Raw genomic sequence first — 13639 nt, 5'->3', positions numbered from 1 at the left:
GTCATGGCCCTCACCGATATCTGGTTCCTGCTCATCGCGGTCCTCTGGACCGGCTACTTCGTGCTCGAAGGCTTCGACTTCGGCGTCGGAACGCTGCTGCGCGTCCTCGGTCGCGACGACATCGACCGACGCGTGCTGATCAATACGATCGGCCCGGTCTGGGACGGCAACGAGGTCTGGCTGCTCGTCGCGGGCGGCGCCACCTTCGCCGCCTTCCCGCTCTGGTATTCGAGTCTGTTCTCCGGCTTCTACATGGCGCTCTTGCTGGTGCTCGTCGCGCTGATCCTGCGCGGGGTGGCGTTCGAGTTCCGCAGCAAGATCGACAGCCTTCGCTGGCGGAACACCTGGGACTGGATCATCGTCGTCGCGTCGGCGGCTCCAGCCCTGCTGTGGGGTGTCGCCTTCGGCAACATCGTGCACGGTGTCCCGCTCGACGCCCAACACCACTTCACCGGATCGTTCTTCACCCTTCTCAATCCGTACGCACTGCTCGGCGGACTGGCCACGCTGACGCTGTTCACCTTCCACGGCGCGGTCTTCCTCACGCTCAAGACGACGGACGCGCTGCGAGACCGGGCCCGCAATCTCGCCAGGGCGCTCGGCGCCGCGGCGATCGTCTTCGGCGGCGGATTCCTCGGCTTCACCGCGTTGGAGCACGGCGGATGGGCGTGGCTCTCCTCCGCCGTCGCGGCCGTTCTGCTGGCCGCGAGCGTCCTGTTCGCCACCACCGAACGGGATGGGGCCGCGTTCGCGAGCACCACGGGCGCGATCATCGCCGTCACCTTCACGCTGTTCTGGTCGCTCTACCCGAACGTGCTGCCGTCGACCACGGACGCGGCGTTCAGCCTGACCACGACCAACGCCTCGTCCACGCCGTACACGCTGGAGATCATGACCTGGGTCGCCGCCATCTTCACCCCGGTCGTGCTCGCCTACCAGGCCTGGACGTACTGGGTGTTCCGCAAGCGGATCACCCGCGCCTCGATCCCGGCGGGCGGCGGGCTTCCCGTGGAGCGCCGATGAAGCCGCTCGACCCGCGGCTGCTCCGCCACGCGAGCGCGGTCCGGCCGTTCATCGTGGCCTGCGCCGTCCTGGGCGTGCTCACCGCGGCGCTGGTGATCGCCCAGGCGGAGCTGCTGGCGACGACGATCACCCGGGTGTTCCTCGACGGCGAGTCGCCGGGTGCCCTGCTGATCCCGCTCGGGCTGCTGCTGCTCGTCGTGCTCGCCCGGGCAGGGATCGCCTGGCTCTCCGAGACGACGGCGCACCGCGCCGCCGCCCGGGCGCTCTCCCAGCTGAGGGAAACCGTGATCGCGGCGGCGCTGCGGATCGGACCCCGGCGAGCGGAGCGCTCCCCCGCGGAGATCGCCGCGCTGGCCACCCACGGCGTCGACCGGTTGGACGGCTACTTCTCGCGGTACCTGCCGCAGCTGCTGATCGCGTCGGTGGTGCCGCTGGTGATCGGCGTGCGGATACTGGCGGCCGACTGGGTGGCCGCGGTGATCGTCGGCCTCACCGTGCCGCTGATCCCGGTCTTCATGATCCTCATCGGCCTCTACACCCAGCGCGACGTCCGAAAGCAGTGGAAGGCGCTTTCGGTGCTGGGCAACCACTTCCTCGACCTCGTCGCCGGGCTCGCCGAACTGACCGCGTTCGGCCGCGCCCGCGCGCAGCTCCGCTCGCTGCGGGAGACCGCCGAGAACTACCGCACCCGGACACTGCGGACCCTGCGCGTCGCGTTTCTTTCGGCGCTCGCGCTCGAATTGCTGGCGACTCTGTCGGTCGCGGTCGTCGCCGTGTCGATCGGGCTCCGCCTGCTCGGCGGTGAACTCGACCTGCGGACCGCGCTGGTCGTGCTCATCCTCGCGCCCGAGGTGTATTTGCCGCTCCGGGCGGTCGGCGCACGGTTCCACGACAGCACGGAGGGCCTCGCCGCGGCGGAAGAGATCATCGCGCTCGCCGGCACCCCGTCCGGGGACACCGGCACCCGTCCGGCACCCGACCTCACGGCTCTGCCGGTCAGCTGCGAGAACGTCACGATCGAGGGCCGCTCCGGACCGATCCTCGACGGATTCACCCTGCGCGTGACGCCGGGCGAGGTCATCGGGATCACCGGCCCCAGCGGAGCGGGCAAGTCGACGCTGCTCGACCTGCTGCTCGGCTGGCGACGGCCCGACAGCGGCCGGGTCATGGCCGGCGACGTCGACCTGGCCGACATCGGCCGGGCGACTTGGCATCGGCGTCTCGCCTGGGTACCGCAGCAGCCCCACCTGGTCGCCGGAACCGTGGCGGGGAACATCAGGCTGGGTTCCCCCGATGCGACCGAAGACGCGATACGCGCCGCAGCTCACTCCGCCGCCCTCGATGTCCCGCTGGACACCGTCGTCGGCGAACTCGGCGCCGGACTGTCCACCGGGCAGCGCAGGCGCGTCGCGCTCGCCAGGGCGATCCTGCTCGACAGGCCCTTGCTCCTCCTCGACGAGCCCACCGAAGGAGTCGACGCGGAGACCGAGGCCGCGATCCTCGACCGGCTGCCCCAAGTGCTCGCCGGGCGGACCGCGGTGATCGTCAGCCACCACCCGGCGGTCCTGGCCCGCTGCGACCGGGTCGTCACCTTGGGCACCCCGGCCCGGGCGGTGAAAACCGAGACGGAGCCGACGGAGAAGCCCACGATTGCTCGCCCGGCTCCGGCCGTCCCGGAGATCGAACCCACCACAGTGGACGGTTCGGCCCCGAAATGGAAACCACTGCTGGACGCCGTACGACCGCATCGGTGGCGGCTGGTTTTGGCTTGTCTGGCGGCGACTGCCGCGCTCGGCAGCGGGATCGCGCTGACCGCGACCTCATCGTGGCTCATCGCGAGCGCCGCCTTGCACCCACCGGTGCTCAGCCTGATGGTCGCGATCGTCGCGGTGCGGACTTTCGGCCTGGCCAAAGGGATCCTCCGCTACATCGAACGGCTGCTTTCGCACGATGTCGCCTTGCGAGTGCTGACCGAACTCCGGATACGAGTGTGGGCACAGCTAGTCCGGATCGGTCCGGCGAACGGCGCCCGGCTGCGCCGTGGAGATCTTCTGCACCGCCTGGTATCCGATGTGGACAGTCAGCAGGACCTCCTGATACGGGGCCTGGTCCCCGGGATTTCGACCTTCGTGGTCCTCGCGGGCACCGCCGTCACACTCGGGGTGATCCTGCCGGCGGCCGGGCTCGCGGCCGCCATCGGCCTGTTCACCGCGGGAGTGCTCGCTCCACTCGCGGCGGCCTGGACGGCCGGCCGGGCCCAGCGGGACACAGCCCGGCTGCGCGCGGACCTGACCACCGGAACCGTCGAGCTCTTGCAGGCTTCGGCGGACCTCATCGCACACGACGCCGCCGTCCGGCGGCACCTGCGGCTACGCGAACTCGATGCCCGGTTGACGGCACTCTCCCGTCGATCCGCGCTCCGACGCGGGCTGGGCACCGGAATCTCCACGGTCGCGGTCGGCCTCACGTCCTTGGCTTGTCTCGTCATCGGCGCCCTCGCGGTACGGGCCGGCCTGATCCCCGGCCCCGCGCTGGCCGTGCTCGCGCTGACCCCGCTCGCGACCGCCGAACTCGTGTCGGGACTGCCGGAGGCGGCACAACGGCTGCTCGGCGCGGGACACTCCGCGCGACGGCTCAGCGAACTGGACGCGATCCCGGCGGCGTGGACGGAACCCGCTCTCGCCGCGACAGCCCCGGCCGCCGTGGAGCTGGCGGCTGAGCGCCTGTCCATCCGCTGGCCACAGGCGCGGCGGGACACCGTCCACAACGTCGATCTCCGGGTCACCGGCGGACACCGCCTCGCCCTCACCGGCCGATCCGGATCGGGCAAGAGCACGGTCATCGCGGCACTGATGCGCTACCTCGCACCCTCCGGAGGCCGCGTCCTGCTCGATGGCGTGGACACGCGGGCTTACGACGACGACTCCGTCCGGGAACAGATCGCCTGGTGCGGCCCGGACACTCATCTGTTCGACAGCACACTCAGGGAGAACCTGCGGCTCGCCAAGCCGTCCGCGAACGACGACGACCTGCTGACGGCACTCGGGTCGGCGCAGCTCGGCCCTTGGCTCGCCTCCCTCCCCGACGGTCTCGACACGGCGTTGGGCACGCACGGGACACCGGTCTCCGGCGGGGAGCGGCAACGTATCGGCGTGGCACGCGCACTGCTTTCCGATCGTCCGATCCTGCTGCTCGACGAACCGACCGCCCACCTCGACGCACCGACCGCCACGGCGCTGGCCACGGACATCCTGACGGCGACCGAGGGAAGACCCGCGGTGGTGGTCACCCACCGGCCCGCGGAGTTCCCGGCCCTCCCCTCGCTGAACTTGACGCCACGTCGGAGAGAACCACTGATGGGTCCATAAAGGTTTGCGCCTCAGCGCAAACATGTTGTCTCACCGAACAGCGGAAGTCATTCTCCGACGGTGCTCAACGGGTGAGCACAGGATCGAACACCGAGGAGGACTTCATGGCCAACAAGATTCTGCTGCGGGGGACAGTCGCTGTCGCGGTACTGGGAACCACTCTGCTCGCTCCGGTGACCGCGTCCGCCACAACGGCCTACGAGACGCTCAACGAGGTGTGGACGAACAACCGGGACGGGCAAGCCATCTTCAAGCCGCACGGCGAGCACCTCTACGCCTGCGACTGGGCGTTGGACGGCGACACGATCGTGGCGTATGCGAAGGCGGGCGGAAAGGTGGTGGCGAAGGCGGTCGACACCAATGGCTACCCCGACCCCTGCGGCCACGACAACTTTTCCCTCCCCGAAGGTACGCCCGTGGAGATCAAGGTGTGCCACAAGGAGGACGGCTACTGCACCGATTGGAAGAAGGTGCAGGACGCCTGAGGGCTCGTGGGTGCCCCACAGGGCACGGCGAGCCCGCTGGAGCAGTGGACGATGGGCACTCAGCCGCCTGAGGAAAGGCGGTTCTCCAGTGCCCGAGGCAGCGGGTAGGCGCGCTCTGCGGGGAACAGCCGCTGGGCTTTTGCGGCATGCCCGGTCTGTGTCAGGGAAGCAGCCTTGCGGACCTGCGAGGTGAGATCGGTGAGACTCACAATCCAGTCGTCGGTGAACGAGCGGATCAGCTGGCGGCCAATGCCGACCTGGATGCTGTAGTGGTTGAGTGCCGCCCCGCGCGGCGAGCGCTCCGGGTCCCACTGGACATGGACGGCCGCCTCGGCGACGGCCGCCGGGTCTGCGGTCGTGAGCACGGCCCGGGACAGAGCCTCCTCCCAGCCCTCTCGCGTTATCCGCACCGCGAGAACGCGCTCTTGACCGGGTTTGCGGGCCCAGTTGCTGCGGTGCATCAGCCACCTGAATGACGGCTTGATCCACGTCATCCTGCGGAATGAAAACGGCGCGACGAAGCGGCCCGCCCGCAGTGCCGCGTCGGCGATGGCAGGCGTGTACGCCTGGTAGACCACGATCGTGCGGGCGTCGTAGTCGGCACGAATCTGATATCGGGGTGCCATGCGCCGCACCCTGCCATCCGCCCCATGAGCCTCGCGAGCCGTTTTCTCGCCCTTGCCGGACATGGTCAGCCTTGTCAGAGAGGGTGCAACGCAGACCACGACGCCGCAGATAGGCTGATGCGGCGCTAGCCGAGAGGCAGAACCTCGTCGTCCGCGTGCGTGCCGAACTCGGCGACGCGCACCTCCGCGATGTGCTCGTACCGGCTGATCCGGTCGGTCCACTCCGTGTCGACGCCGAACGCCGCCTGCGCGAAGCCCACCCGACCGATGGCCTCGGCCAGGCCAGGATCACCAGGGGCCAGCAGCCGCAACGGCTCGTCAAGCGCCACGGTGTGCGGCGGTATGAAGTACTCGTCCGGTACAACGGTGCGCGCATGGACGAGCGCGCCGACAGCGACAACCGAGCCGGGCCCCAACCGTGCGCACTGCAGAACCGTCGCCGCGGTCGCCACATAGACACACCTGCCGACCTCGCAGCCCAGCAGCGTGGCATGCGGCCCCACGAAAACGTGGTCGCCGACAAGCACCGGCTGATCGCCGGCGACCGCGGATCCGCGCAACACCGCGTTCTCGCAGATCACCGACGCCTCCCCGACCTCGATACGAGCCCCCTCGGCATCGAGCACCGCGCCGTACATCACCCGCGCCCTCGGCCCCACGCGGACATCACCGACGAGCGTGGCCGTCGGAGCGACGTAGGCGGTGGGATGGACCTGAGGTTCCTTCCCGCGGTGCCGGATACGGATTCCCTGCGCTTCAGCGATCATCAGCAGATACTCGCCCGGCCGGCCGCGCGCATGCTGGCGGATTTCGGACATCGCGTTCGCCGGGACCTGCGCCATCCGCGATCCCAGCGCTGGTCGGGGTCCGCCGGATCACGCGTGTCGTCCATCGGATCACGCGTGTCGTCCATCGGATCACGCGTGTCGTCCATCGGATCACGCGTGTCGTCCATCGGATCACGCGTGTCGTCCGCCCAGTCGGCCGCCCGTTCTTACCGATTTCTCATCCACGTCTGGTCGGCTGATGCCATGGACGACGTGGCCTTGGCGGTCGAGCGGATCACCAGGTTCTTCGGGAAGCGCGCCGCGCTGCGGGACTTGAGCTTCACGGCACGGCGCGGGGACGTCGTCGGTCTGCTCGGTCCCAACGGCGCGGGCAAGACCACGGCGATCCGGTTGCTCAGCACGGTGTTGTCGCCCACCGGCGGGCGGTTCACCGTCGCCGGGGTCCCGCATACCCGCCCACTCGAAATCCGGCGGCGGATCGGCGTGCTCCCGGAGAGCGCGGGCTACCCGGGGCACGACACCGGACGCGAGTACCTGCGGTTCCACGCCCGGCTGTCCGGGCTGACCAGGACGGCCGCGGACCGGACCGCGAGCCGGATGCTGGCCGAGGTGGGCCTGACCGAACGGGGTTCGTCCCGGATCTCCTCCTACAGCCGGGGAATGCGCCAGCGCCTCGGTATCGCCCGCGCCTTGCTGACCGAGCCGGCGGTGATCTTCCTGGACGAGCCGACACTGGGGCTCGACCCGGCCGGGCAGCAGGAGGTCCGGGGAATCGTCCGGAGGATCGCGTCCGAGAACGGGACGGCGGTCGTGCTGTCCACCCATATCCTGCCCGAAGTCGAGGAATCGTGTTCCGCCGTGGTCATCCTCGATCGTGGGACGGTTCGCCTCACCGGAACCGTGGCCGAGGTGATGAAGGCGGCCGGTATGCGACGGTCCGCCAGGCTGCGGGTACCGGCCGACCTGATCGGCCGCGCCGGGACGGCGCTGAACGGAATGGCGGGAGTCACGCTCGAAGCCGCCAACGACGGAAGCGGTGTACTCACCCTCTCGACGGATGAACGTGATGACGAGGTGATGAACCTCGTGCTGCGCCGGGTACTGGCCGCACACGTGCCCATCCTGGGCTTCGAGGTGGACGGCGCTGGTCTCGGGACCGCGTTCCTGGCCTTGACCGATGGGGAGATCCGATGAGCGAGCGGCCGGGTCGAGGCCCGTGGGTGATCGCCGCACACGAGATCCGCGACCTGTGGTCGAGCGGGCGCGGCCCCTTGCTGGTCTTCGCGTTCAGCGTGCTGTTGAGCGCCGTCACCTACCTCGCGGCCACCAACCAGGTCCTGGACTACCTCGCCCAGCGGGACGCCGTCGATCTCATCCTCCAGGTCGTCATGGCCGTCGGCGGCCTGGTGACCCTGGTGGTGAGCGCGGACGGGATCAGCGGCGAACGCGAACGGGGAACGCTGGAAAGCCTGCTGCTCGCGCCGATCTCGCGCAGGGACATCGTGCTGGGAAAGCTTTCGGCCGCGCTGACTCTGTGGTTCGCCACGTTCCTCGTCGGCGTGCTCTACATATGGGTGCTCGGCAGGTTCGCCCCGATCGTCGGCACGGCCGTGCTGCTCGGTCTCGTGATCGGCACGTTGCTGGCGTTCGCCCTCTCCGCCACGGGTTTGCTCATCAGCGCCGTCGCGAGCTCGAACCGGGTGAGCCTGTCGGTCAGCCTCTTCCTCCTGCTGGCCTTGTACGCCCTGACCCGGCTGCCCGCCACTCCTGGCCAGAGCCTCACGGCCGAGTTGCTCGTGCGGGTCAACCCGATCGGCGCCGGCCTGCACTACGTGTCCGGGATTCTGGTCCGCGGCACCGGCTGGACCACGGAGCTCTCCTACCTCGCCGCGCCGGTACTGGCCGCGGCGATCGCGGGCGGAGCCTTGACGATCACGGCACCCGAAATCGTCCGGCTGACCAATGGGGTGAGTGCCAGGTGATGCTCTTCGCGGTACTCGCGACGCTGGCGGGCTTGTCGGCCCCGGTGGATGTCGCGGTGACCTTGGACCAGGACAAGGTGACCATCGCCCGCGGCGAGAAGTTCACGGTCCGGTCCCGGATCGTCAACCAGGGCACGGCACCACTCGCTCCGGCCAAGGCGCATGTGAACGTCGCGAGCCTGACCGGTGCGGTGTCCGTGGACCCCGAGGATTGGTCGGGCAGCCCGATCGTCGACCTCCCGGCGCTGGCACCCGGGGAAAGCACCTCGTTGTCGTGGGAACTCAAGGCCGGTGACATCGGCGGCTTCGCGCTCTACGTCGTCGTCCTGCCCGCGGATGCGCGTGTTCCCGGCACGGCCGTCAAGGCGAGCGCTCCGGCTCATGTCGAGGCGTTCGCACGCGAAACGGTCGACGCCGCCGCGACGTTGCCTTACGTGGTGGGGATCCCCGTGGTGCTCGGGGCCGCCGCGGGCGCAGCCAGATGGCGCTTGCGGCGCGTACGGTAGGACGATGCCGGCGGCACGGGTTCTCCTGGTCGAGGACGAGGCGGTACTCGCCACCGCGCTCACCGACGGGCTGAAGCAGGACGGGTTCGCCGTCGAGACCGCGGCTGACGGGCTGGCCGCCTTGGACCTCGGCATGGCCGGGCCGTTCGACGTCATCGTCCTGGACCTGATGCTCCCCGGACTGGGTGGCCTCGACCTGTGCGCCCGGCTGCGCGACGCGGGCGTCGACACCCCCGTACTCGTGCTCACCGCCCGCACAACCGAACGTGACCAGCTTTCCGCGCTGCGTCTCGGCGCCGACGACTACCTGACGAAGCCGTTTTCCTACCGGATTCTGGTGGCCAGGCTGCACGCCCTGCTGCGCCGGACCGGTGTCCGCCGCGGCACGGTACTGACGGCGGGCGACCTGACCCTCGATCGGGCATCGCGGCGATGCCGCCGAGGCGAAGCCGACATCGATCTGACACCGCGCGAGTTCAGCCTGCTCGAACTGCTCATGTCCCGGCCGGGCCAGGTCGTGTCGAAACGGCACGCGCTCGACGAAGTGTGGGACTTCGCGTTGTCCGACACCGAATCCAACGTGCTGGAGGTGTACATCTCCTATCTGCGGCGCAAGATCGACCTGCCGTTCGGGCGCACCGCGATCGGTACCGTGCGGAGCGTCGGATACCGGCTCGATCCCGATGGCGGTTAAAGAGCGGCTCGCCAGGCTGGCCACCGTCCGCGTGCGGCTGACCGTTCTCGCGGTACTCGTCGTGGGCGCCGGCGTGAGCGCCGGGGGGATCATGGTGCTGGCGCTGGTCCGAAGTGACCTGATGGCGACCGCACGGGACGCCGAACAGGTCGACGAGGGCGTGGAAGCCACGGCGTACGCCCTGCTGCTCGCCGTTCCCGGGTTGCTCGCCGGTATCGCCGCCATCGCGTGGGTGCTCGTCGGGAGGGCGCTGCGACCGGTGGAGATCATCCGGGCCCGGGTCGCCGAGATCACCGCCAGCGAGCTCGACAATCGCGTGCCCGAACCGTCCACTCAGGACGAACTGGGCCGGTTGGCCAAGACCATGAACGAGATGCTGGAGAGGCTGCAGGTGGCGCACGAGCGCCAGCGCCGGTTCGTCGGGGACGCCGCGCACGAGTTGCGCAGTCCCTTGGCGGCCATGACGACCCGGATCGAGGTCGGCCTGGCGCATCCGGACGGCACCGACTGGGTCGAGCTCGGGCGCCAGGTACACCACCAGGCCGCGAGGCTCACCGCTCTCGCCGAGGCCTTGCTCATCCTGGCGCGTACCGATTCCGGTGTGGATGACCGGGAATGGGTCGACCTCGACGAAGTGGTACTGGCGGAGGCGGAATCCGTTCGAGCCCGTGCCCGGGTCTCCGTGGAGCTTTCCCCGTTCTCCGCGGTCCGTGTTCGCGGCAGGCCGCACGATCTTCGTGCCGTGGTCCGGAATCTGCTGGACAACGCGGAACGGCACGCGCGGCGGTCGATCGTCGTCGGTCTGCGCCGTGCCGACGGGCACGCCGAACTGGTCGTGTCCGACGACGGCGACGGGATCCCGGCAGCGGACCGGGAGCGCGTCTTCGAACGATTCCTGCGCCTGCACGACGCCCGCGACCGTGACCGCGGCGGCGCCGGGCTGGGCCTGGCCATCGTGCGTGACGTCGCCACCGGTCACGGCGGGCGGGCCTGGGTCGCCGATACCGACCACGGCGCCGAACTGCATGTGCGGCTCCCGCTCACTGGGCCGTGACCGCCGTCTTCCGCTCACGCGGCTTTCCGAACCGCAGGTACAGCGACGGCACGACCAGCAGGTTGAGCAGGGTCGACGTGACCAGGCCGCCGAGGATCACCAAAGCCATCGGGTGTTCGATCTCGTGGCCGGGGATACTGCCCATGACCACCAGCGGCACCAGTGCGAGACCGGTGGCCAGCGTGGTCATCAGGATCGGGGTGAGCCGTTCCCGGGACCCGCGCAGCACCAGTTCCGGGCCGAACGCCACGCCCTCCTCCCGTTCGAGGTGCCGGTAATGGCTGATCAGCAGGATCCCGTTGCGGGCGGCGATGCCGAGCACCGTCAGGAATCCGACGAGTGAGCCGAGCGAAAGGACTCCCCCGCCCGCGTACGCCGCGAGGACTCCGCCGACCAGTGCGGACGGCAGGGTGAAGAAGGACAGCGTCGCCAGCCGCAAACTGCCGAAGGACACCTGCAGGAGCAGGAAGATCACGATCACCGCGGCGATTGCGAAGATCAGGATCCGCGTCTGCGCGTCCTGCCGTTCGGCGTACTCGCCGAGCAGTTCGGCGTGATGTCCTTGCGGGAACTGGATTCCCGCCAGCTTGCCTTCGAGTTCGGAGACCACCGCGCCGAGGTCGCGCCCGCTGACGTTGGCTCCGATGTCGATGCTGCGTGAGCCGCCGTCGTGTTCGATCACGTTCGGCGTCGGCCTGATCCGTACGTCGGCGACGTCCCCGAGGCGTACCGATGCCCCGGTCGGTGTGCCGATCGGGAGGTCTCGCAAGGCATTGACGCTGTTTCGGGTCTCCGGCGTGCTCCAGACGAACACCCCGTACGCCTTGCCGTCCCGGTACACCTCGTTGACCTCTTCGCTCGCCACCATGGTGCCCGCGGCCCGGCGGACGTCGCCCGGTTTGATGCCGTGTTGCTGTGCCTTGGCGAGGTCGACCTCCACCTCGATCTGCGGGATCTCCACCTGCAGGTCCACGTGTTCCTCGATCACGCCGTCGATCCCCGAGAGGACCTGTTTGACCTCGGCGGCCTTCTCCCGCATGGTCTTCAGATCCTGGCCGTACACGCGTACGACGATCGCCTCGCTCGCCCCGGACAGCACCTCCCTGATCCGTTCCTTCAGATAGGTCTGGACGTCCCGGCGCAGCCCGGGGTACCCGTCCACCACCTTCTGGATCGCGGCCACCGTCTTGTCGTAGTCGTACGCGGGATCGACGCTGATCCAGTTCTCCCCGAAGTAGATGCCGACCACCTCGTCGGCCTGCAGCGCTTGGCCGATGTGCGCGCCGAAGTTGCGGACGCCGGGAATCTGCCGCAACTCCTTGCTGGCCTGTTCGGTGATCCGGGCCATCTCCTCCTGTGAGGTGCCGGGATTGGCCACCCAGTGCATGAGGAAGTCGCGTTCCTTGAACTCCGGCAGCAGCGACTGGCCCAGTCCTGGCAGGGCGAGGATGCCGCCCAGCACCACTACCCCCGCCGCGGCGTAGATCTTGCGCGGTTTGCGGAGGATCCTGGTCAGCAGGGCTTGGTAGCCGCGCTGCAGGGAACGCGCGACCGGCGATCCACGACGCTCCAGCGGCGCCTTCCGCAGCAGGATGAGCGCGAGCGCCGGGGTGAGGGTCAGCGCGACCACCATCGACACCCCGACGGCCAGGGTGTAGGACAAGGCGAGCGGCCCGAAGAACGAGCCGGTCAGGCCGTCCAGGAAGAAGACCGGGACTGCGGCGGCGATGATGATCAGCGTGGCGTAGACGATCGGGCCCCGCACCTCCAGCGAGGCTTCCAGGATGATCGAGGCCGTCGACCGGGTACTGCCTTCCTGACGGGCCTGTCTGAGGCGGCGCATGATGTTCTCGATGTCGATGATCGCGTCGTCGACCACCACCCCGACCGCGATCACCAATCCCGCCAGCACCATCGTGTTCACCGTGGCGCCGCGCAGATAGAGCACCACGCCCGCGGCGATCAGCGACAGCGGGATGGCCACCAGGCTGATCAGGGCGGTGCGCCACTCGAACAGGAAGACGATCAGCACCAGGATGACCAGCAGGCACCCCAGCAGCAGGGCGAGGGTGAGGTTGTCGAGCGCCGTGTCGATGAAGGTGGCGGGCCGGAAGATCGTCGTGTCGATCTCGATACCGGGCAGGGCGGGCCGCAGCGAGTTGAGTGCCTCCTCCACTCCTCGCGTCACTTCCAGGGTGTTGCCCCACGGGAGTTTCTCCACGATGAGCATCAGCCCGGCGCCGTCGTTGATGACCGCGTCGCCTTCCAGTTGCTGGTGATCGACGACGACGTCGGCGACGTCGCCCATCCGCACCTGCTGCCCGCCGGCGCCCTGCCCGAGGTTCACCTTGGCGAGTTCGGGCGCCGAAACCACCGGCAGCACGTGTTCGATACCGAGTCGCTGGCTGGGTGATTCGACGAAACCGCCGGTTCCGACCACCGCCCCGGAGGAGAACCTCAGCAGCCCGGTCTCCAGCGAGTCGGACGTGGCCTGCATGACCCGGTTCAACGTGAGGTTGTGCTCACGCAGCCGCGCCGCGTCCACCTCGACGTTGAGGTTCTCCAGCCGCTCACCCCAGATGGCGACGTTGGCCACGCCCGGCACCCGCAGCAGCCGATGCCGGACCTTGTACTTGGCCAGGGTGGACATCTCGATCAGCGGCATCGTGGCGGACGACAGGCCGATCTTCATCACCCTGCTCGTCGCCGACAGGGGCTGGATCATGGTCGGCGGCCGGGCCCACGACGGCAGCCCGGGCGCGACCGTCGCCACGCGTTCCGACACCAGCTGGCGAGCGTCGAGCAGGTCGACGCCGGGTTTGAAGATCAGCTCGACGGACGAGAGCTGGGGCACCGACTTGGATCGCATGACGTCCAGCCCGGCCACGCCGTTGAGGGCCTCCTCGAGCGGAACGGTGACCAGCGACTCGACCTCGGCGGCGGACAGGCCGATGCATTTGGTCTGTATTTCCACCCGTGGCGGAGCGAACTCGGGAAAAACGTCGACCGGGGTGTCCTTCAACTGCCCGACGCCGATGGCCATGATTCCGGCGGCGACGGCGACGACGAGAAATCGGAACCGCAAGGCCGAGCGGACGATCCAGCGAATCATG

11 protein-coding genes are annotated in these 13639 nt (G+C 69.1%); 8 read left to right on the top strand and 3 right to left on the bottom strand.

Annotated features, from left to right (window positions below; all coding sequences use genetic code 11):
- The first annotated feature begins 3 nt into the window (after positions 1-3).
- The 3 genes from cydB to ACIBTM_RS34510 all read left to right on the top strand — a co-directional run bounded on the left by cydB (position 4) and on the right by ACIBTM_RS34510 (position 4876).
- On the top strand, positions 4-1023 hold the full coding sequence (gene cydB / locus ACIBTM_RS34520; RefSeq protein WP_395881337.1) for a cytochrome d ubiquinol oxidase subunit II: 1020 nt from the start codon (positions 4-6) through the stop codon (positions 1021-1023).
- Positions 1020-4391, top strand: coding sequence for a thiol reductant ABC exporter subunit CydD (gene cydD, locus ACIBTM_RS34515; protein WP_395881336.1), 3372 nt, complete (start codon positions 1020-1022; stop codon positions 4389-4391). Before cydB ends, cydD begins: the two co-directional genes overlap by 4 nt.
- Positions 4392-4495: 104 nt before the next feature.
- Positions 4496-4876, top strand: a complete 381-nt coding sequence (locus tag ACIBTM_RS34510) for a hypothetical protein (protein ID WP_395881335.1) — start codon at positions 4496-4498, stop codon at positions 4874-4876.
- A gap of 59 nt (positions 4877-4935) precedes the next feature.
- On the opposite strand, the gene ACIBTM_RS34505 is transcribed toward ACIBTM_RS34510, so the two are convergent.
- On the bottom strand, positions 4936-5565 hold the full coding sequence (locus ACIBTM_RS34505; protein ID WP_395881334.1) for a DUF4291 domain-containing protein: 630 nt from the start codon (positions 5563-5565) through the stop codon (positions 4936-4938).
- A gap of 62 nt (positions 5566-5627) precedes the next feature.
- Positions 5628-6344, bottom strand: coding sequence for a gamma carbonic anhydrase family protein (locus ACIBTM_RS34500; protein WP_395881333.1), 717 nt, complete (start codon positions 6342-6344; stop codon positions 5628-5630).
- A 189-nt stretch (positions 6345-6533) separates the two neighbouring features.
- On the opposite strand from ACIBTM_RS34500, the gene ACIBTM_RS34495 reads away from it, so the two are divergent.
- The 5 genes from ACIBTM_RS34495 to ACIBTM_RS34475 are packed head-to-tail and all read left to right on the top strand — an operon-like array spanning position 6534 to position 10526.
- Positions 6534-7484, top strand: coding sequence for an ABC transporter ATP-binding protein (locus ACIBTM_RS34495; protein WP_395881332.1), 951 nt, complete (start codon positions 6534-6536; stop codon positions 7482-7484).
- Positions 7481-8272, top strand: a complete 792-nt coding sequence (locus ACIBTM_RS34490; protein ID WP_395881331.1) for an ABC transporter permease — start codon at positions 7481-7483, stop codon at positions 8270-8272. The genes ACIBTM_RS34495 and ACIBTM_RS34490 overlap by 4 nt, the downstream gene beginning before the upstream one ends.
- Positions 8272-8778: a hypothetical protein gene (locus tag ACIBTM_RS34485; protein WP_395881330.1), complete on the top strand. Its 507-nt coding sequence runs from the start codon at positions 8272-8274 to the stop codon at positions 8776-8778. Before ACIBTM_RS34490 ends, ACIBTM_RS34485 begins: the two co-directional genes overlap by 1 nt.
- A gap of 4 nt (positions 8779-8782) precedes the next feature.
- Entirely contained in the window at positions 8783-9472 is a 690-nt protein-coding gene (locus ACIBTM_RS34480; RefSeq protein WP_395881329.1) for a response regulator transcription factor, read from the top strand.
- Positions 9462-10526, top strand: a complete 1065-nt coding sequence (locus ACIBTM_RS34475) for an ATP-binding protein (protein WP_395881327.1) — start codon at positions 9462-9464, stop codon at positions 10524-10526. The genes ACIBTM_RS34480 and ACIBTM_RS34475 overlap by 11 nt, the downstream gene beginning before the upstream one ends.
- Here the strand turns inward: ACIBTM_RS34475 and ACIBTM_RS34470 are convergent.
- Positions 10513-13638 (bottom strand): efflux RND transporter permease subunit, encoded by a 3126-nt coding sequence (locus tag ACIBTM_RS34470; protein WP_395881326.1) that lies wholly within the window; start codon positions 13636-13638, stop codon positions 10513-10515. The two genes, ACIBTM_RS34475 and ACIBTM_RS34470, sit on opposite strands and share 14 nt — an antisense overlap.
- Position 13639 lies beyond the last annotated feature (1 nt).

The sequence above is a fragment of the Amycolatopsis sp. NPDC049868 genome (genome assembly GCF_044461365.1).
In the GTDB taxonomy this organism is placed as follows: domain Bacteria; phylum Actinomycetota; class Actinomycetes; order Mycobacteriales; family Pseudonocardiaceae; genus Amycolatopsis.
The sequence above is the reverse complement of the archived record's forward strand: the minus strand, read 5'-3'. Positions and strand labels throughout refer to the sequence as shown.